The organism is Mariniluteicoccus endophyticus (genome assembly GCF_054780035.1).
The window spans coordinates 1-19,505 of the sequence record NZ_BAAGXC010000004.1; the positions used below are offsets into that span (position 1 = coordinate 1).

The 19,505-nt window shown below is 70.4% G+C and carries 20 protein-coding genes; 4 read left to right on the plus strand and 16 right to left on the minus strand.

Annotated elements, in window-relative coordinates; genetic code table 11:
* Positions 1-333: 333 nt before the first annotated feature.
* The 9 genes from tyrS to ACYVGD_RS01620 form a co-directional block, all read right to left on the minus strand.
* Complete coding sequence (gene tyrS / locus ACYVGD_RS01580; protein WP_460741217.1) at positions 334-1,590, minus strand: tyrosine--tRNA ligase; 1,257 nt, start codon at positions 1,588-1,590, stop codon at positions 334-336.
* A 26-nt stretch (positions 1,591-1,616) separates the two neighbouring features.
* On the minus strand, positions 1,617-3,167 hold the full coding sequence (gene argH, locus ACYVGD_RS01585; RefSeq protein ID WP_460741218.1) for an argininosuccinate lyase: 1,551 nt from the start codon (positions 3,165-3,167) through the stop codon (positions 1,617-1,619).
* 63 nt (positions 3,168-3,230) lie between these two features.
* A complete protein-coding gene (locus tag ACYVGD_RS01590) occupies positions 3,231-3,734 on the minus strand; it encodes an arginine repressor (protein ID WP_460741219.1) in 504 nt (167 codons plus the stop codon).
* A gap of 1 nt (position 3,735) precedes the next feature.
* Complete coding sequence (argF, locus tag ACYVGD_RS01595; RefSeq protein ID WP_460741220.1) at positions 3,736-4,707, minus strand: ornithine carbamoyltransferase; 972 nt, start codon at positions 4,705-4,707, stop codon at positions 3,736-3,738.
* Positions 4,704-5,921 carry an acetylornithine transaminase gene (locus ACYVGD_RS01600; protein WP_460741221.1) on the minus strand — a complete coding sequence of 406 codons (1,218 nt, stop codon included), beginning with the start codon at positions 5,919-5,921 and terminating at the stop codon, positions 4,704-4,706. The genes argF and ACYVGD_RS01600 overlap by 4 nt, the downstream gene beginning before the upstream one ends.
* The gene (gene argB, locus ACYVGD_RS01605; RefSeq protein WP_460741222.1) at positions 5,918-6,835 is read right to left on the minus strand and encodes an acetylglutamate kinase; all 918 of its coding nucleotides are present in this window, start codon (positions 6,833-6,835) and stop codon (positions 5,918-5,920) included. Before argB ends, ACYVGD_RS01600 begins: the two co-directional genes overlap by 4 nt.
* A complete protein-coding gene (gene argJ / locus ACYVGD_RS01610) occupies positions 6,832-7,998 on the minus strand; it encodes a bifunctional glutamate N-acetyltransferase/amino-acid acetyltransferase ArgJ (RefSeq protein ID WP_460741223.1) in 1,167 nt (388 codons plus the stop codon). Before argJ ends, argB begins: the two co-directional genes overlap by 4 nt.
* A complete protein-coding gene (gene argC, locus ACYVGD_RS01615) occupies positions 7,995-9,029 on the minus strand; it encodes an N-acetyl-gamma-glutamyl-phosphate reductase (RefSeq protein WP_460741224.1) in 1,035 nt (344 codons plus the stop codon). Before argC ends, argJ begins: the two co-directional genes overlap by 4 nt.
* 67 nt (positions 9,030-9,096) lie before the next feature.
* Positions 9,097-9,690 carry a GNAT family N-acetyltransferase gene (locus ACYVGD_RS01620; protein WP_460741225.1) on the minus strand — a complete coding sequence of 198 codons (594 nt, stop codon included), beginning with the start codon at positions 9,688-9,690 and terminating at the stop codon, positions 9,097-9,099.
* 45 nt (positions 9,691-9,735) lie between these two features.
* Between ACYVGD_RS01620 and ACYVGD_RS01625 the strand changes: the two genes are divergently transcribed.
* The 3 genes from ACYVGD_RS01625 to ACYVGD_RS01635 are packed head-to-tail and all read left to right on the plus strand — an operon-like array spanning position 9,736 to position 11,382.
* The gene (locus ACYVGD_RS01625; RefSeq protein WP_460741226.1) at positions 9,736-10,473 is read left to right on the plus strand and encodes an SDR family NAD(P)-dependent oxidoreductase; all 738 of its coding nucleotides are present in this window, start codon (positions 9,736-9,738) and stop codon (positions 10,471-10,473) included.
* Between the two features lie 17 nt (positions 10,474-10,490).
* Positions 10,491-10,769, plus strand: coding sequence for a hypothetical protein (locus ACYVGD_RS01630; RefSeq protein ID WP_460741227.1), 279 nt, complete (start codon positions 10,491-10,493; stop codon positions 10,767-10,769).
* Positions 10,770-10,812: 43 nt separating this feature from the next.
* Positions 10,813-11,382 carry a DinB family protein gene (locus ACYVGD_RS01635; RefSeq protein ID WP_460741228.1) on the plus strand — a complete coding sequence of 190 codons (570 nt, stop codon included), beginning with the start codon at positions 10,813-10,815 and terminating at the stop codon, positions 11,380-11,382.
* Here ACYVGD_RS01635 and ACYVGD_RS01640 read toward each other — a convergent pair whose 3' ends face one another.
* The 3 genes from ACYVGD_RS01640 to pheS are packed head-to-tail and all read right to left on the minus strand — an operon-like array spanning position 11,383 to position 15,827.
* A complete protein-coding gene (locus tag ACYVGD_RS01640; protein ID WP_460741229.1) occupies positions 11,383-12,201 on the minus strand; it encodes a hypothetical protein in 819 nt (272 codons plus the stop codon).
* A gap of 43 nt (positions 12,202-12,244) precedes the next feature.
* The gene (gene pheT, locus ACYVGD_RS01645; RefSeq protein WP_460741230.1) at positions 12,245-14,725 is read right to left on the minus strand and encodes a phenylalanine--tRNA ligase subunit beta; all 2,481 of its coding nucleotides are present in this window, start codon (positions 14,723-14,725) and stop codon (positions 12,245-12,247) included.
* A 25-nt stretch (positions 14,726-14,750) separates the two neighbouring features.
* A complete protein-coding gene (pheS, locus tag ACYVGD_RS01650; RefSeq protein ID WP_460741231.1) occupies positions 14,751-15,827 on the minus strand; it encodes a phenylalanine--tRNA ligase subunit alpha in 1,077 nt (358 codons plus the stop codon).
* A 158-nt stretch (positions 15,828-15,985) separates the two neighbouring features.
* On the opposite strand from pheS, the gene ACYVGD_RS01655 reads away from it, so the two are divergent.
* Positions 15,986-16,999, plus strand: a complete 1,014-nt coding sequence (locus tag ACYVGD_RS01655; RefSeq protein ID WP_460741232.1) for a mechanosensitive ion channel family protein — start codon at positions 15,986-15,988, stop codon at positions 16,997-16,999.
* A 2-nt stretch (positions 17,000-17,001) separates the two neighbouring features.
* Here ACYVGD_RS01655 and ACYVGD_RS01660 read toward each other — a convergent pair whose 3' ends face one another.
* The 4 genes from ACYVGD_RS01660 to infC all read right to left on the minus strand — a co-directional run bounded on the left by ACYVGD_RS01660 (position 17,002) and on the right by infC (position 19,324).
* Entirely contained in the window at positions 17,002-17,796 is a 795-nt protein-coding gene (locus tag ACYVGD_RS01660; protein WP_460741233.1) for a TrmH family RNA methyltransferase, read from the minus strand.
* 37 nt (positions 17,797-17,833) lie between these two features.
* Positions 17,834-18,205, minus strand: a complete 372-nt coding sequence (rplT, locus tag ACYVGD_RS01665) for a 50S ribosomal protein L20 (protein ID WP_460741234.1) — start codon at positions 18,203-18,205, stop codon at positions 17,834-17,836.
* A 71-nt stretch (positions 18,206-18,276) separates the two neighbouring features.
* Complete coding sequence (gene rpmI / locus ACYVGD_RS01670; protein ID WP_460741235.1) at positions 18,277-18,474, minus strand: 50S ribosomal protein L35; 198 nt, start codon at positions 18,472-18,474, stop codon at positions 18,277-18,279.
* Positions 18,475-18,589: 115 nt separating this feature from the next.
* A complete protein-coding gene (gene infC / locus ACYVGD_RS01675; RefSeq protein WP_460741236.1) occupies positions 18,590-19,324 on the minus strand; it encodes a translation initiation factor IF-3 in 735 nt (244 codons plus the stop codon).
* Positions 19,325-19,505 lie beyond the last annotated feature (181 nt).

The following is a 19,505-nucleotide window of genomic DNA, read 5'->3' on the forward strand; positions in this document are numbered from 1 at the left end:
GTTGAGTTCTCAAGAATCGACCACACACCTCGCACCACCCTCCCGGGCGCCGCTTGGGGCAACTCGACTTACTTTAGTCAGGCTTCGGTCTCGAGTCAAATCGAGGTTTTCGGCCTGTTTCCGTCCGCGTCAGATCTTCGCGATCCCCTAGTCAAAGAGTGATCGACGTCGGTCTGTCATGGTTGGAAGTGTCCTTCGGGGCGACATCTTCAGCTTTGCTGCCGTGTTTCGCACCCTCAAGGCTCAGAGAACATTACTCACCTCCGGCGTACGCGTCAAATCGCCGCCGTGTGGCTTGCCTCACATCGACCGCGCCGGCCTGAAGGCACGTCCTCAGAGCGTCCGGCGCACCACCGCCATGGTCTTCTTGCCGCGCCGCACCACCAAGTAGCGGTCGTGCAGCCACTGGCCGGCCACGGTCGCCGACTCGTCGGCCACCTTCTCGTTGTTGACGTAGGCCCCGCCCTCCTTGACGGCGCGGCGCGCAGCGCCCTTGGACTCGACGACCCCGGCGGCCACCAGCACGTCGAGGACCCCTGCGTCGGGGTCGTCGACCTCTCCCCCGCCGACCTCGCCGGCCAGCCCCTCGAGCGTCCGCTCGTCGAGGGCCCCGATGTCGCCTCGTCCGAAGAGTGCGGCGGCCGCCTCCACCGCCCGTTCGCGCTGCTCGACGCCGTGGACCAGGTCGGTGACGTCGTCGGCCAGCGCCCGCTGGGCCTCTCGCTTGAAGGGCTCGTCCGCCAAGGACTTCTCGAGCGCCTCGATCTCCTCGCGCGAGCGGGGGCTGAACACCTTGAGGTATTCGATGACCTTGGCGTCCTCGGCGTTGAGGAAGAACTGGTGGAACGCGTACGGGCTCGTCATCTCGGCATCTAGCCAGACGGTGCCCGACTCGGTCTTGCCGAACTTGGTGCCGTCGGCCTTGGTGAGCAGCGGCGTACAGATGGCGTGGACGCGCTCGCCGTCGGAGCGCCGGACGAGCTCGACGCCCGCGGTGATGTTGCCCCACTGGTCGGAACCGCCCGATTGCAGCGTGCACCCGTGGCGACGGAACAGCTCGCGGTAGTCCATCGACTGAAGGAGCACGTAGCTGAACTCGGTGTAGGAGATGCCCGACTCGAGACGCTTGGCCACCACGTCGCGCGCCAGCATGCGGTTGACCGGGAAGTGCTTGCCGACATCGCGCAAGAAGTCGAGCACCGACATCTCCGCGGTCCAGTCGTAGTTGTTGACCAGGGTCGCGGCGTTGTCGCCCTCGAACGAAACGAAGCGCTCCACCTGGGAGCGGATGCGCTCGACCCACTGGTGGACCGTCTCGATCGGGTTCAGGTTGCGCTCCGATGACTCCTTGGGGTCACCGATCAGCCCCGTCGCCCCGCCCACGAGTAGTAGCGGCCGATGGCCGTACCGCTGGAGTGTGCGCGCGACGATGAGCTGGACGAGGTTGCCCATGTGGATGCTCGGCGCGGTCGGGTCGAAGCCCACGTAGAACGTGACGGGTCCGGCATCGAGGTGGTCCGAGAGGGCCTCCTGGTCGGTCGAGTTGGCCAACAGGCCGCGCCACTTCAGCTCTTCGAGTGCCTCGTTCACGCTCGTCACCCTAGTGGTTGGTCCCCTCAGGACCGCGGAGCGTCCGTCGGCGGTTCGGGGCTCCGACCCACCCCGGCCTGCCCCCTCCACCCGCGCAGACGATCCGGGCTCCACGGCTCGGGCAGCACGTCGGCGCTCACCCACTGGTGGCGACGGAGGCCGGCGTACGCGTCCTCCAGCTGGCGGGAGACGGCCGCGGGCCCGGTGCCACCGGTCGCCTCGCGGCTGCCGACCGCGCCCTCGACGGTCAACCGCTCCAGCACGCCGGGCCGGAGCCGGTCGTCGATCCGGGGCAGGTCGTCGGCGGTGAGGTCGGAGAGCTCGATACCGCGGGACTCGCAGTGGCGTACGGCCGCACCTGCGATCTCGTGGGCCTGCGCGAACGGGACGCGCTGCTGGACCAGCCAGTCGGCCACGTCGGTCGCCAGGGAGAAGCCCTGCGGGGCGAGTGCCGCCATCTTGTCGGTGTGGAACACCAGGGTTCGGACCAGGCCCTCCATGGCGGGCAGCAGGACGTGGAGCTGGTCGATCGTGTCGAACAGCGGCTCCTTGTCCTCCTGGAGATCGCGGTTGTAGGCCAGAGGAAGGCCCTTGAACGTCGTCATGAGGCCGGTGAGGTTGCCGACGAACCGCCCGGCCTTGCCCCGCGCGAGCTCGGCGACGTCGGGGTTCTTCTTCTGCGGCATGATGCTCGACCCGGTCGACCAGGCGTCGTCGAGGGTCACGAACCCGAACTCGACCGTCGACCACAGGATGATCTCCTCGCTGATGCGTGAGAGATCGACACCGACCTGCGCCAGCACGAACGCCGCCTCGGCGACGAGGTCGCGCGACGCGGTGCCGTCGATGGAGTTCTCCACGGGCCCGTCGAAGCCGAGCTGCTCGGCGACGAGCTCCGGCGACAGGCCCAGCGAGGTGCCGGCCAGCGCCGCAGAGCCGTACGGCGACCGCGCCAGACGCGCGTCCAGGTCACGCAGCCGGTCGAGGTCGCGCAGCAGGGGCCACGCGTGGGCCATCAGGTGGTGGGACAGGGCGACCGGCTGGGCCGACTGCAGGTGCGTACGCCCCGGCATGATCGCCCCCCGGTGCCTGTCGGCCTGCTCCAGCAGCGCGTCGACCACGCGGGCGACCGCGTCACCGAGCGTGCGCAGCTCGAGGCGGAGGTAGAGGCGGACGAGGGTCGCGATCTGGTCGTTGCGCGACCGACCGGCACGCAGGCGGCCGCCGAGCTCCGGCCCGGCCTCCTCGATGAGGAGACGCTCCAGCGCGCCGTGGACGTCCTCGTCGCTGGCGGCGGGCTGCGCCTCGCCCGAGCGGACCTTGTCGATCAGCGTCGTCAGCGCCGCGTACAGGCCCTCGGCCTCGTCGTCGGTGAGGAGGTCGGCGGCGTACAGCGCGTTGGCGTGGGCGATGGAGCCACGCAGGTCCAGCTCGGCCAACCGCCAGTCGAAGTGGGTCGACTTCGACAGCGCGAACATGGCGTCGGCGGGGCCGCCCTCGAACCGGCCGCCCCACAGCACGCCCTCTCCGGCGGACTTGGGCGAGGTCAGGGCAGGGTCGTGCTGGGTGTCGGACATGGCTCCAGATCCTAGAGGGCGGGTGCGGCCCGCTTCGGTGTGCGGTCCGGTTCGGGTGAGGGTTCAGCTGCGGGGCTCCGCGGCCAGGCCGAGCATCCGCTCGGCGACGGCCGCTCCCCCGGCGGGGTCGCGGGTGATGAGCATGACGGTGTCGTCACCGGCGATCGTGCCGAGGATCTCGGGCCACGAGACCTTGTCGATCGCCGAGGCGAAGTATTGCGCCGCGCCCGGGGGCGTACGCAGGACTGCGAGGTTGGCCGAGGCGTCGGCGGACACGAGGACCTCCCCGCAGAGTCGCGCGAGCCGGGCCTCGAACGCCTGCGACTCCCCCGCCTGGTGGCTGCGGTCGCCGCCCTCGCCCGGGACGGCGTACACGAGGTGGCCGGCGGCGTTGCGGATGCGGACGGCACCGAGCTCGAGGAGGTCCTTCGACAGGGTGCCCTGTGAGACGGAGATCCCGTGGTCGGCGAGCTTCTCGGCCAGCTCGGTCTGCGAGCGGATGTGCTCGCGGGCGATGAGCTCGCCGATCGACGCCTGACGGGCGGCCTTCGTCATCACGGGGCTCATCTCACACCCCTCGGGCGGCCTTGTCGAGGAACACGAGCACGGCCTTCTGGACGTGTCGCCGGTTCTCGGCCTCGTCCCAGACCGCCGACTGCGGGCCCTCCAGCACCGACTCGGCGATCTCCTTGCCGCGGTAGGCGGGCAGGCAGTGCAGCACGATCGCGTCGTCGGCCGCGTGGCCGACCAGTTCCTCGGTGATCGAATAGGGCGCGAAGACCCGCTCGCGGACCTCGTCCTCGCCCTCCTGGCCCATCGACACCCACGTGTCGGTCGACACGACGTCGGCGCCCTTCACCGCCTCGACGGCATCGGTGGTGATGGTGACCGAACCACCGGTGGTCTCGGCGATCTTCTTCGCGCGCTCCACGATGCCAGCGTCGGGCTGGTAGCCCTCCGGTGCGCCGATGCGGACGTGCATGCCGGCGACGGCGCCGCCGAGCACGTAGGACTGAGCCATGTTGTTGGCACCGTCACCCACATAGGCGAAGACCTGGCCGGCGAGGGCCCCGCGCCGTTCCTGGACGGTGAGGAGGTCGGCGAGCACCTGGCAGGGGTGGTAGTCATCGGTGAGCGCGTTGACGACGGGCACGCCGGCGTACGCGGCCATCTCCTGCAGCCGCGCGTGGCCCGACGTGCGCCACACGACGGCGGCGACGTGTCGGCCGAGCACGCGTGCGGTGTCCCTGATGGGCTCGCCGCGGCCGAGCTGGGACAGCTGGGCGTCCATGATCATCGGGTGGCCGCCCAGCTCGGCGATGCCGGCCTCGAACGAGATGCGCGTACGCGTGGACGCCTTGTCGAACAGCACGGCGACGGCACGCGGCCCGGCGAAGGGCTTGGCCGCGTACGGGTCACGCTTGAACTCCGCGGCGAGCTCGAGGACGTGGAGCTGTTCGTCGTGGGACAGGTCGGCGTCGTCGAGGAAGTGCCGCAGCTGGCCGTCGGCGTTGTCGATGATGTGGGTCGGTGTGGTCATGATGCGCTCCCATCGAGGATGGCGGGCAGGGCGGCCACGAACGAGTCGATCTGGTCACCGGTGATGTTCAGCGGGGGTGCGAGGCGCAGGGCGTCGGGACGCGGTGCGTTGATGACGAAGCCGGCGTCGAGCGCCGCCTCGTACGCCTTGGGGCCGATCTCGGCCTTCAGCACGATCGCGCGCAGCAGGCCACGGCCGCGGACGTGGTCGACAAGCGGGTGGCCGAGGCCCTCCACGCCGGCCTTGAGCCGCTCCCCCATCGCCGTGGCGTTGGCCAGCAGGTCGTCGCGCTCGATGACCTCCAGGACGGCGAGGCCGGCGATGGCGGCGACGGGGTTGCCGCCGAACGTGCTGCCGTGGGAACCGGGCTGCAGGAGGTCGGCGGCACGGCCGGTGGCGACGCAGGCGCCCACGGGGAACCCGTTGCCCAGGCCCTTGGCCAGGGTCACGACGTCGGCGACGACCCCCGAGGAGGTCGACGCGAGCCAGTCGCCGCAGCGACCGATGCCGGTCTGGACCTCGTCGAACCAGAGCAGGGCGCCGTGGTCGTCGGTGATGCGCCGCGCGGCGGCCAGGTAACCCTCCGGCGGCTCGACAACGCCGCTCTCACCCTGAACGGGCTCCATCAGGACGGCGGCGGTCTGGTCGTCGACGGCCGCCTCGAGGGCCGCCTCGTCGCCGAACGGGACGAACACCACGCCACCGGGCAGCGGCTCGAACGGCTCTCGATATCTCGCGGTCGACGTCAACGCCAGCGAACCCATCGTGCGTCCGTGGAACGAGCCCTCCATCGCGACGACCTTGGTGCGACCCGTCCGGCGCGTGATCTTGAACGCGGCCTCGTTCGCCTCGGAGCCGGAGTTGGTGAAGAACACCCGTGCCTGCGAGCCGTCGTGGGCGACCATGGCGGACAGCCGCTCGGCGAGCGCGATCTGGGCCGGTGTGGCGAAGAAGTTCGACACGTGGCCCAGCGTCGCCAGCTGGGAGGTGATCGCCGCCAGCACGTAGGGATGGGCGTGACCCAGCGCGTTCACGGCGATGCCGGCCAGCAGGTCGAGGTAGCGGTTGCCGTCGGCGTCCCACACGTACGCGCCCTCACCGCGGACGAACACGCGCTTCGGCGTACCGAAGGTGTTCATCAGCGCGCCGGTGTAGCGCTGCTGCAGCTCGGACTGGCGGGCGTGGGGCAGCAGCTCGTCGAGCTCGGAGCTCATGCGTCCACCTCCTTGTTCTCGTGGTTCGTGGGGTCGGCAACGACCTGGGTGCCGACGCCGTCATCGGTGAAGATCTCGAGCAGCAGGGCGTGCGGGACGCGGCCGTCGAGGACGGTCGCGCGGCTCAGGCCGCCCTCGACCGCATGGAGGCAGGCCTCCATCTTGGGCACCATGCCCGACTGCAGGCTGGGCAGCATCTCCTGCAGCTCGCTGGCCGTGATCCCGGTGACGATCTCGGGGTCGTCGGGCCAGTTGCGGTAGAGGCCCTCGACATCGGTGAGGACGACAAGCTTTTCGGCACCCAGCGCCACGGCCAGTGCCGCGGCCGCCGTGTCGGCGTTGACGTTGTGGACCAGGCCGTCGTCATCGGGGGCGACCGTGGCCACGACCGGGATGCGGCCGGCCTCGATGAGGTCCTCGACCGCCTCGGGGTGGACCTGGGCCACCTCGCCGACGAGTCCGAGGTCGACGTCCTCGCCGTCGAGCATGAGCCCCTTGCGCTGGGCGGTGAACAGGCCCGCGTCCTCGCCGGACATGCCGACGGCGAGGTGACCGTGGGCGTTGATCAGGCCGACGAGCTCGCGGCCGACCTGGCCGACCAGCACCATGCGTACGACGTCCATGGCCTCGGGCGAGGTCACGCGCAGGCCGCCCTTGAACTCGCTCTCGATGCCGACGCGCTTGAGCATCGTGGAGATCTGCGGTCCGCCCCCGTGCACGACGACGGGGCGTACGCCGCAGCGCCGCAGGAAGACGATGTCCTCGGCGAAGGCCCGCTTGAGGTCGTCGTCGATCATGGCGTTGCCGCCGTACTTGATGACGATGGTCTTGCCTGCGTACGAGTCGAGCCAGGGCAGCGCCTCGGCGAGAACCGAGGCCTTGGTGCCGGCGTCCATGCGGCTGAGGGGGCTCATGAGCTGTACTCCGCGTTCTCCTTGACGTAGTCGTACGTCAGGTCGTTGGTCCAGACGGTGGCGGTCGCCGCGCCCGCGTGGAGGTCGACCAGCACGTGGACGGCCCGCTGAGACAGGTCGACGAGCTCGCGGTCGTCGCCGATCGCGCCGCCGCGGCACACCATGACGCCGTTGAACGACACGTCGACCTCGTCGGGGTCGTAGGCGGCATCGGTCGTGCCGAGCGCCGACAGCACGCGGCCCCAGTTGGGGTCGGCACCGAAGATCGCGCACTTGAACAGGTTCGACGACGTGATGGAGCGGCCGACCTTGACCGCGTCGTCCTCGCTGGCGGCGTTGACGACCTCGACAGCCACGTCGTGGGACGAGCCCTCGGCGTCGCCCAGCAGCTGTTGGCCCAGGTCGTGGCACAGCGCGGTCAGCGCCGCCGCCATGGTGGTCTCGTCGACCTCGACGCCGGAGGCGCCCGACGCCATGGCGACGACGGTGTCGTTGGTCGACATGCAGCCGTCGGAGTCGAGGCGGTTGAGCGTCACCCCGGTCGCGCGGGCCAGCGCGTGCTGGAGCTCGTCGGGGGCGATCTTCGCGTCGGTGGTGAGCACCACGAGCATGGTCGCCAGCCCCGGGTTGAGCATGCCGGCACCCTTGGCCATGCCGCCGACCGACCAGCCGTCACCGGTGATGACGGCCTGCTTCGAGACGGTGTCGGTGGTCATGACGGCCTCGGCCGCGTCGGTGCCGCCGGTCGCGCTCAGCGCCTGCGCGGCGTCGCGTACGCCGGCCAGCAGCGGCTCCATCGGCAGGCGTACGCCGATGAGGCCGGTGGAGCAGACCGCCACGTCGGTCGCCTCGCACGACAGGGCACGGGCGACCTCCTCGGCGGTGGCGCGGGAGTCGGCGTACCCCGGCTGGCCGGTGCAGGCGTTCGCGCCGCCGCTGTTCAGGACGACGGCCTTCAGCGAGCCGTCGCAGACCTCCTTCGACCAGCGCACGGGCGCGGCCTGGATGCGGTTGGACGTGAAGACGGCGGCGGCTGTCAGGTCGGGACCCTCGTTGACGACGAGCGCGAGGTCTTTGTTGCCGGAGGCCTTGATGCCCGCCGCGACGCCGGCGGCGACGAAGCCCTTCGGGGCCGTGACCCCGGTCTGGCCGACGGCGTTCACGGTGCCACGCCAATCTGCGGGAGGCCCGAGTGTTCGAGCATGCCCTGGGTGATGTTCATGCACTGGATCGCCCCACCGGCGGTGCCCTTGGTGAGGTTGTCGAGCGCGACCACGACGACGAGCCGGCCGGCGGCCTGGTCGACCGTCACCTGCACGTGCACCGCGTTGGAGCCGAGGACCGCCTGGGTCTGGGGCCACTGCCCCTGCGGCAGGAGGTGGAGGAAGGTCTCGTCGGCGTACGCGACCTCGTAGACGGCGCGCACCTGGTCCTCGCTCGTCGCCGGGTCGGCGAGCGGCGCGGTGCAGGTGGCGAGGATGCCGCGCGACATCGGCACGAGCACCGGCGTGAACGACAGCGTCGGCCCGTCGGCCCCCAGTGCGGTGAGGTTCTGAAGGATCTCCGGCGTGTGGCGGTGGACGCCACCGACGCCGTACGCGGACGCGGAGCCCATGAGCTCGGCGCCCAGCAGGTGGGGCTTGAGCGCCTTGCCCGCGCCCGAGGGCCCGGAGGCGGCGACGACGACGACGTCGCGGCCGTCGATGATCCCCTCGGCGACCGCCGGCATCAGGCCGAGCGTCACCGAGGTCGGGTAGCAGCCGGGGACCGCGATGCGGGTGGCGAGCGCGAGCTCGTCGCGCTTGCCCGGCAGCTCGGGCAGGCCGTAGGGCCAGGTGCCGGCGTGATCGGTTCCGTAGAACTTCTGCCACTGCCCCGCGTCGGCCAGCCGGAAGTCGGCACCGCAGTCGATGACGACCGTCTGCTCGGGCAGCTGGGCGGCGATCTCGGCCGACTGGCCGTGCGGCAGCGCGAGGAACACGACGTCGTGGCCGGCGAGGTTGTCAAGCGTCGTCGGGAGGACCTCTCGCTCGGCGAGCGGCCACAGGTGGGAGTGGTGCTCCCCCAGGCGCGAGCCGGCGCTGGTGCCGGCGGTGAGGTTCCCGATCTGGACGGCGGGGTGCTCCAGCAGCAGGCGCAGCAGCTCGCCGCCCGCGTATCCGGTGCAGCCCGCGACTGCCACGCTCAAAGTCATGCGCATAACTATGCCATACACGGAATAGTTACGCCATCGAGGCCGGGACCCCACCCCCGGGGATGACTCAACGCAGGTGACGCTGCACCCGACGCTCAAGAGCGCTGCGGACCGGCGGCCACTCATGCGGCAGGATCGAGAACTGGACCGTGTCACGCAGGTTGCCCTCACGGTCGCGCGTGTCGTTGCGCAGGACGCCGTCCTGGCGCGCACCCAGCCGGGCGATCGCCTCGCGCGACTGGCGGTTCATGAAGTTGGTTCGAAAAACGACGCTCTCACAGCCGAGCACCTCGAACGCGTGCCCGATGAGCAGGAGCTTCGAGTCGGGGTTGGTGCCCGAGCCGTGGGTCGAGGCCCGGTTCCACGTGTATCCGATCTCCACCTTGGGCACCGACGGGTCGACGTTGCAGTACGTCGTCATCCCCAGCACCTGGTCGTCCGACAGCCGCACGGCGACGAACGGCATCATCGTCCCCGCGGCCTTCAGTGCGAGCTTGGCCTGGATGTCGGCGGCCATCGCCCCGGGCTCGGGCACCGATGTGTAGAACAGGTCCCACAGCTCGCCGTCCGCGGCGGCCTCCTCGAGCGCCTTGCAGTGGTCGGTACGCAGCGGCTCGAGGCGGACGAGTCGGCCGGTCAGGGTCAGGTCGGGATCGATCACGTGCCCATCCCACCACCACCGGGCCGGTCATGAAAGTGTCTTCCCATGAGCGAGACGATTGCCATCTTCGGCGGACGCAGCGAGATCGGCCTGGAGATCGCCCGGCGGCTCTCGCCCGGCGCGACCGTGGTGCTGGCCGCCCGCCCCGGTCCGATGGACGAGGCCGTGGCCGCCTGCGAGCAGGCGGGGGCGGCTCGTGTCGAGGTCGTGGAGTTCGACGCCGACGACACCGACGCCCACGACACGCTCATCGCCGACATCGATTCGCGCGTCGGGCCTATCGACACCGCGATCCTCGCCTTCGGGATCCTCGGTGACCAGGCCGAGGCGGAGCGGGACCACCGCGCGGCGGTGAAGATCCTGCACACCGACTTCATCGCGCAGGCCTCGCTGCTGACGGTCCTCGCCAACACCATGCGTACGCGTGCCCGCGGCACGATCGTCGCGTTCTCGTCGGTGGCGGGGGCCCGCGTACGCCGTGCCAACTACGTGTACGGCTCGGCGAAGGCCGGCCTCGACGGTTTCGCGTCGGGTCTCGCGGACGCGCTGCACGGCTCCGGCGTACGCCTGGTCATCGCCCGGCCCGGCTTCGTGATCGGCCGCATGACCGAGGGCATGGAACCCGCACCGTTCTCGTCCACGCCCGCGCAGGTCGCCGACGCGACGGTGGCGTTCCTGAAGAAGGGCTCGGGCGTGGACCTGTGGATCCCGTGGCAGCTGAAGGCCATGTTCGCCCCGGCACCGTTCATCCCGCGCGCCGTCTGGCGCCGCATGCCGCGCTGACCGCCTACGCTTGATCCATGCCCAGCACCGACCAGCAGCAGCTCGACCGCGACCGCGCCTTCGTGGCGTCGGCGAAGCCCCGCATGATCATCAAGGGGGTCGTCGCGGCCACGGCACTGGTGATGGTCGGCTATGCCGGGTACGAGGCCTCGAAGATCCCCGACGCGGGGATGGATCTGTACGCGGTGATGGTCATCATGGTCCTGCTGTGCGTCTACCAGGTCTTCACGATCGTCCAGCTGGGCAAGCAGACGACCGAGGCCCGCGGACGCCTCGCCGACGCCGAGCGCCGCTGACCCCGCGTACGGTCCTGTCGGACCCGTCGGCGACGATGGGAGCATGGACCACAAGGAGACGCTCCACCACTACCTGAAGACGGCCCGCGGGGTCGTCATGTCGAAGGTCGAGGGGCTGCCCGAGCGCGAGCTGCGCATGCCCCGCACGCCGACGGGGACGAACCTGCTGGGCGTCGTGAAGCACCTGGCGCTCGTGGAGGTCGGGTATCTCGGCAACTGCATGGGCCGCCCCTCCTCGATCGACGTGTGGGCCGTCATGGGACCCGACGCCGAGGACAACGCCGACATGTATGCGCGCGCCGACGAGTCTGCGGAGTCGGTCCTGGCGATGTATCGCACCGTGTGGGCCCACGACGACGAGACCATCGCGACGATGGACCTCGACGCCGAGGCACAGGTGCCGTGGTGGGGCGAGCCGGCGCAGACGCTGCAGCGGCTGCTCGTCCACGTCATCGCCGAGACGAACCGTCATGCCGGCCAGCTCGACATCCTGCGTGAGTCGATCGACGGCGCGGTGGGCTACGACGGCCCGGGCGACAACCTGCCGCCGAACGACGAGCAGTGGTGGGCCGACTACCGTGCCAGGCTCATCGACATCGCCGGGCGGTTCTGACTACCGCCAGCGCCCGGACCAGTTCGTCCGGTTGGGATCGGCCGCCGGCATCTGCTGGGTGGGTGCCTCGGCGGTCGGCTGGTACAGCGTGCGCTCGTCGTCGGGCCGGTACGCGGTCGAGCCCGTGGCCGGGTAGGCGCGCGTGCGCTCGTCGGACGGCGTGCCGGTACGCAGCTGGTAGTGGCGCTGGGGCGCCTCAGGGAAGGCGGCCTCCGGACCGTCGCTCGACGGCAGGCGCATCTCGCCGCGGCGCAGGGCGTCCCAGAAGAACCACGCGGCCGCACCCAGGCCCGCCAGCGCGATCACGAGGCCGACGACCGTCGACAAGGTGTTCTTCGCGCCGAGGCCCTGCTGGACGATGACGGCCATGTTGCCGCTGCAGCCGACGGCGAGCACGATGCGAGCAGCCGCGCCGATCCCGTCGCGACGCAGCGTCAGCCAGCCGATGACGCCCACGAGCACACCCAGGACGAGCGTCGCGCTCCCCCGCGCCATGAGCTCGTCCGCCGCCCGTTGCAGAAGAGGACCCTCTGCCCGGTTCGCGATGCGCGCAAGGAGGTCGACCAGCGTGGAGCTGACGACCGCCGACAGCATCCCGGCACATGCCAGGACCATCGCGCGGACGACGTCACGTCCGCCGCGGCCGAGCCAGCCCCCGAACAGCACCCAGGCCCAGACCGAGCCCAGCACGATGCCGCCGATCTCGCCGACCGGGGCCAGCGCGGTGTCGCGGAAGAGCTGCAGCGCGCCCAGCGCCGTCACCGCGGAGGTGATGACGCCGAACAAGAAGCCGTGCAGGAGGGGGCGGCGAGGTCTCACACCACGAGGGTAGACACCCCGCGCAACCCCGACCCGCCGCGGGTCAGGAGCGCAGGACCGCGCCGGTCACCTCACCCGCGCGCGCGACGGCCGCGTCACGGGCCTCGGCGGCCTCGGCGTCCTTGAGCGTGCGGTCGGTGGCGCGGAAGCGCAGCGCGTACGCCAGGGACTTCTTGCCCTCGGGGATCTGGTCGCCGGTGTAGAGGTCGAACAGGCGCACCGACTCCAGGAGCGGACCCGCGCCCTCGACGAGCGCGCGTTCCACGTCGGCGGCCGCCACGGACTGGTCGACGACCAGCGCGACGTCCTCCTTCGCGACCGGCCGCGACGACAGCGGCGCGATGACACCAGGACCCGGCAGGGCCGCCAGCAGCGCATCCAGGTCGAGCTCTACGGCACACGCGCCGGTACGCAGACCGAACGCCTCGCAGACCTTCGGGTGGAGCTCGCCGGCGAGACCGACGACCCCGTCCTCGAGGACCACCTCGGCGCAGCGGCCCGGGTGGAACGGCGCGACCTGCGCGGCACGACGCGTCACCGGCACGCCCAGCGCCTCGGCGACGGTGTCGACGACGGCCATGGCGTGCTGCCAGGTCACCGGCTGGGCCGGGGCATCCCAGCGCGCGGGCAGCCAGTCGCCGACCAGCACGGCACCCAGGTGGCGCGGCTGGTCGGGCAGCGCCTCCTCGATCGCCGCACGCTCCTGGTCGGTGGGACGGCGGTCGACCGGCGGCATCGGAGCGGCACCGGAGCCCGGGCGTGCCCGGAAGACCGAGCCCATCTCGAACAGGGCGACGTCGTCGAGACCGCGGGAGGCGTTGCGCGTCGCTGCGGCCAGCAGGCCGGGCAGCACGGTCGTGCGCAGGAACGGCGAGGTCTCTGCGAGCGGGTTCGCGAGGCGTACGAGGTCGCGGCGGGTGTCGTCGGCCGGGACCTGCATCTTGTCGAGCTCGGCCTCTGCCATGAACGGGAAGGTCAGCACCTCGACCAGCCCGGCGGTGGCCAACGCACGCGTCACCGCACGGCGGCCCTGCTGGGCGGGCGTGAGCCCGCGCCCGCCCGGGGCGGGTGGCAGCACGCCGACGATCTTGTCGAGGCCGACCTTCTGGCCGACCTCCTCGACGTAGTCGTATGGGTCGCGCAGGTCGGGGCGCCACGTCGGCGGCGTCACGGTGAGGCGGTCGCCGTCACGCTCGACGTGTACGCCGGCGCCCTCGAGCGCCGCCACGGCCTCGTCGGCGGAGACCGGCATGCCGAGGATCCGCTCGGGCAGGTCGGCGTCGATCGTCGTCGCGGCCGGCTGGGGCACGTCACCGACGACGGTCACCGACTCGTCGAGCGTGCCACCGGCGAGCTCGACGAACAGGTCGGCGGCGCGGCGGGCGGCGGCGTACGCGGCGGCGGGGTCGATGCCACGCTCGAAGCGTCGGGAGGCCTCCGACGGAAGCTTGTGGCCGCGGGCGGTGCGCGAGACCGAGGCGCGCTCGAACACGGCGGCCTCGATGATCACCTCGGTGGTGGTGTCGGACAACTCGGTGGCCGCGCCACCCATCACACCGGCCAGGCCGATGGCGCCGGAGTCGTCGGCGATGACGAGGTCACCGGCGGACAGCGTGCGCTGCTGGCCGTCGAGGGTCGTGAGCCTCTCCCCCGGCTCCGCGTCGCGGACGACGATCGGGCCCTGGACCTTCGCGGCGTCATAGCCGTGCAGCGGCTGGCCGATCTCGATCATCACCAGGTTGGTGATGTCGACCGCCAGTGAGATCGATCGGATGCCCGCCGCGACGACGCGCTGCTTCAGCCAGGCGGGGCTCGGACGGGTCGGGTCGATGCCGGTGACCTTCTGGGCCACGAACCGCGTGCAGCGCGGGTCGTCCAGACGTACGGCGACCGAGCCTTCGGTCGCGTCGCGGTCGGCGGTCACCGGATCGGTGAACGGCACGTCGAACGCGTACGCCAGCTCGCGCCCCAGGCCACGGATCGACAGGCAGTGCGGCATGTCAGGGGTGACCTCGAGGGTGTAGATGATCTCGTCGGCGCCCAGCAGCGGCATGGCCGGCTGACCGATCTCGGGCTCGCCGTCGAGGACGATGATGCCGTCGGCGTCCTCGCCGAGACCGAGCTCGGCCGCCGAGCAGATCATGCCATCGGAGATGTGGCCGTAGGTCTTGCGCGACGCGATCTCGAACCCGCCGGGAAGCACCGCACCCGGCAACGACACGACGACGTGGTCGCCGACGTCGAAGTTGTGGGCACCACAGACGATGCCGCGGCCGGGCTCACCCTCGGGGTTGTGGGCGGGGCCCACGTCGACGGTGCACCAGTTGATGGTCTTGCCGTTCTTCTGCGGCTCGGGGTTGCGGGACAGGACCTTGCCGACGACGACCGGGCCGGTCACCTCGGTGCCGGCCTGGACCTCGTCGACCTCGATGCCAGCGCGGACGAACGCCTCGGTGATCTTCTCGATCGGGGTGTCGGCGGGGATGGGCGCATACTCGCGCAGCCAGGACAGGGGTGCCTTCATCGTGCGATTCCTTCGATGTGGGAGGTCAGCGGGATTCGCCGACGAGCGAGCGGGAGAAACGGACGTCGCCCTCGACCATGTCGCGCAGGTCGGTGGCGCCGTTGCGGAACATCACGCCGCGGTCGATGCCCATGCCGAACGCGAAGCCGGTGTAGACGTCGGGGTCGATGCCGCAGGCGACCAGCACACGCGGGTTCACCACGCCGCAGCCGCCCCACTCGATCCAGCCGTCGGTGTCACCGGCGCCCGCGATCTCGAACTTCACGTCGACCTCGGCCGACGGCTCGGTGAACGGGAAGAAGTGCGGGCGGAAGCGGGTCTCGACGTGGTCGCCGTACAGCGCCTTGGCGAGGTGGTCGAGCGTGCCCTTGAGGTGGGCCATGGTGATGCCCTTGTCGACGACCAGACCCTCGACCTGATGGAACACCGGCAGGTGGGTCGCGTCGAACTCGTCGGCGCGGTAGACCTTGCCCGGGCAGGCGATGTAGACGGGCAGATCGCGCTCCAGCAGGGCGCGAGCCTGGACCGGTGAGGTGTGCGTACGCATCAGCAGGTGGTTGTCGACCGGCTCGACGAACAGCGTGTCCTGCAGGTAGCGCGCCGGGTGGTCCGGCGGGAAGTTGAGGGCGTCGAAGTTCAGCCACTCCGCCTCGAGCTCGGGGCCCTCGGCGATCTCCCAGCCCATCGACACGAAGATGTCGGAGATCAGGTCCATCATGCCGGTGATCGGGTGGATGGCACCGCGCGGTGCGAGGGTCGCAGGCATGGTGACGTCGACGGTCTCGGAGGCCAGGCGTGCCTCGACCTCGGCCTCGGCAAGGACCTCCTCACGGGCCTTGAGCGCCTGGTTGACGCGGCCGCGCGCCTTGCCGACGCGGGCGCCGGCCTCCTTGCGGGCCTGCGGGGGAAGCGCACCGATCTCACGGTTCGCCAGGGCCAACGGCGAGCGTTCGCCGCTGTGGTCGATCCGGACCTGCTTGAGCTCGGAGGTCGTGCCGGCGCCCTCGATGGCCGCCAGCGCCTCGGTGACGAAGCGCTCGATCTCGTCCGCGTTGAGCGGCGTGACCTGGACTGGATCGAAATTCGTGTTCGGCCCGGACATGGGCTCCCCTCGGTGCTGGCGGTGTGGTGTGCGGGGGCCAGTCTAGGGAGTCGCACGAGTTCTTGCTCGCCCGTTCCGCCCTCGGTGGGTACGGCCCGCGACCACCCCGCACCTACGATGGGCGGCGGTCCGCACAGGCGAGCGAGAGGTGTTGTTGCGTGTTTCCCCCGGGCTGGGAGCTGGTGGTCACCGAGAAGGCCGTCCACATCCTCCTGACGATCGTCGTCGCGCTCGTGTTGCGGTGGCTCGTCCACAAGGCGATCCGCAAGACCGTCGACGCGGCGGTATCCAACCGGAACCGGCTCACCGTCGGACTGGGCGAGCGGGCGTCGACCGTCCTCACGAACGCCCAAGCTGCCTCGACCGCCCGCCACAGCCAGCGCACCAAGACGCTCGGTTCGGTGCTGGGCTCGGTCTTCGACCTGGTCCTGGTGGTCGTCGTGGTGCTGATGGTGCTGTCGACGCTCGGCCTTTCGGTCGCGCCGGCCCTCGCCTCGGCGGGCATCGGCGGCCTCGCGCTGGGCTTCGGCGCCCAGTCGCTGGTCAAAGACCTCATCTCGGGCGTCTTTCTGATCTTCGAGGACCAGTACGGGGTCGGCGACTACGTGTCGGTCAACGGCATCCAGGGCACGGTGCTGCGCGTCGGCTTCCGCGTCACCCAGCTCCAGGACGCCTCCGGCGAGATCTGGTACGTCCGCAACGGCGAGATCACCAAGGTCGGCAACCAGACCCAGGGCTGGTCGTCGAGCTACGTGCAGATCCCGGTCGCGATCACCGAGGACCCGTTCCGGGTCGTACGCATCCTCGAGGAGGTCGTCGGCAGCCTCGACGAGGAGCCCCAGTGGCGCGAACAGATGCTGGAGACCCCGCGCGTGCTCGGCCTGTCGAACTTCAACGACCGGCTGATGAACTTCACGGTCATGGCCAAGTGCCCCGGCAACGAGCAGTGGGCCGTCGAGCGGGAGATCCGCGCCCGTGCCATGACGGTGCTGCGCGAGGCCGGCGTACGCTCCCCCGGCCTGCTGGTGGAGAACCGCGACTACGACAGGCTCGAGATCGACGACCACTCGATCGAGCGGGCGACGCGCCGGGACTCGGCGCTGCGCCTGCGGCGCCGGAAGGCCGCCGCCGACTCCCGCACCGAGCACGACGAGCAGCCGAACCCCAACTGATCTCAGGCGGTACGCCGCTGCGCGAACGCCGTGGCGTGCAGGCACACCGCCGCAGCCGTGGCGAGGTTCAGCGACTCCGCCTTCCCGTGCAGCGGCACGGAGACGACCTCGTCGGCGAGCACGGCGTGCTCGGGCGGCAGGCCCCACGCCTCGTTGCCCATGACCCACACGACGGGACGGTTCAGGTCTCCGTCGTCGAGCATGGCGTCGAGGTCTCGCGTGCCCCCGCCGTCGGCGGCGAGCACCAGCATGCCGCGGTCGCGCAGGTCGGCCAGCGTGTTCTCCAGATCGGCGCCCACCACGACCGGCAGGTGGAAGATCGAGCCCACCGACGAGCGGACGACCTTCGGGTTGTGCAGCTCGACAGAGCCCTCGGACAGGATCACCGCGTCGGCGCCGAACGCGTCGGCGCAGCGGATGACGGTGCCGGCGTTGCCGGGGTCGCGGACCTGCGCGCACACGACGACCAACCGGGCGTCGCGCGGGATCGCGTCGAGCTCGACGTCGACATGACGGCAGATCGCGACGACCCCCTGCGGGGTCACGGTGTCGCTCATGGAGTCGAGCTCTGCCGACGAGACACCGAAGGTGCGTACGCCGGCCCGACGGCCGGCGTCCACGAGTTCGGTCACGCGGTCGTTGCCGACGACATACCAGATCTCCGTGACGTCGCCGTACGCCAGCGCCTCGCGCACGGCCTGCGGCCCCTCGGCCAGGAACAGGCCAGTTTCGAGACGCTGCTTGCGCTGCAACAGACGCCGAGCCGACCGGAACTGCCCCTGGGTGGGGCGGTTCACGGTCGGCTCGTTCGCAGAGGTGCGATCAGCCACGGACTCAGGCCGCGGTGGTCTCGCCCTGATTGGCCTTGGCGACCTCGACCAGAGCGGAGAACGCCTTGGCGTCGGTGACGGCCAGGTCGGCGAGGATCTTGCGATCGACCTCGACGCCGGCGTTCTTCAGGCCGTTGATGAAGCGGTTGTACGTCATGCCCTCGGCGCGGGCCGCAGCGTTGATGCGCTGGATCCACAGCTTGCGGAAGTCGCCCTTCTTCGCACGACGGTCACGGTAGGAGTAGACCATCGAGTGGGTGACCTGCTCCTTCGCCTTGCGGTACAGGCGCGAGCGCTGGCCGCGGTAGCCCGAGGCCTGCTCGAGGATTTCGCGGCGCTTCTTCTGCGCATTCACAGAACGCTTGACGCGTGCCATGGGTATCTCCTTGTTTCGGTTGTGCCCAGGTCAGCGGGCACGGAAGTCTGGTGGTGCGGGTTGGGGGAAGCTCAGGCCTTGCCGAGCAGCTTCTTGGCCTTCTTGGCGTCGCCCTTGGGCAGGACGGCGTCGCCGGTGAGGCGGCGCGTACGCGTGCTGGGCTTGTGCTCGTTCAGGTGCATCTTGCCGGCACGGCGATGCATGACCTTGCCCGAACCGGTGATCTTGAACCGCTTCTTCGCACCCGAGTGCGTCTTCATCTTCGGCATGGTGCCGCTCCTTACAGGCGCACAGCGAGCTGTGCTGTCGTGTCTTCCCGTGAGGCGTGGGCAGCCTCCGGGTGACCCGACCAGGTGTGGCCGGGTCGCGGGGTGATCCGTGGGATCAGAGGTCGATGTCGGGGTCCATGTTGTCGGCGGGACCCTTCTTCTTCTTCTTGCGTTCCTGCTGCGCCACCTGGCGGCGGTGCTCGGCCTGCTGGGCCTCCTCGGCCTGCTGCTCGGCGGTGCGAGCGGCGACCTTGGCGTCCTTCTCGGCCTGGACGTCGGCCTTGGCCTCGGTCTTCTTCTTGGTCGGCCCGAGCACCATGAGCATGTTGCGCCCGTCCTGCTTGGGCGCCGACTCGATGAAGCCGAACTCCTCGACGTCGTCGGCCAGGCGCTTGAGCAGGTTGAAGCCCAGCTCGGGGCGGCTCTGCTCACGGCCACGGAACATGATGGTGATCTTCACCTTGTCCCCGGCCTTGAGGAAGCGCACGACGTGACCCTTCTTGGTCTCGTAGTCGTGGCCGTCGATCTTCGGGCGGAGCTTCATCTCCTTGATCACCGCATTGGTCTGGTTACGGCGCGAGGCGCGATCCTTCTGATCGGTCTCGTACTTGAACTTGCCGTAGTCCATGAGCTTCGCGACCGGGGGTCGGGCCATCGGGGCGACCTCGACCAGGTCGAGATCGGCCTCACGGGCGAGGCGCATGGCGTCCTCGATCCGGACGATGCCGACCTGCTCGCCGGCGGGGCCGACGAGCCGGACTTCCGGAACGCGGATGCGCTCGTTGGTACGCGGTTCGGTGCTGATGTGTCCTCCTGGGTTTCGCTGGTCCGAGCCGACCGCGGGCTCCACCGGGAGCCCCCTGGAATGCAGAAAGGCCCCCGCGCAGCGGAGGCCTGAAAACCACGACGACACAACATCCACGCGATGAAGCACGTGCGGTGTCGTCATGACCGACCCGACGACTTGTGTCGTGCGGGTGGAGGATCAGGTCCCCACTTGTGGATCCGCGCAGGGCGAATCGGTCTCAACC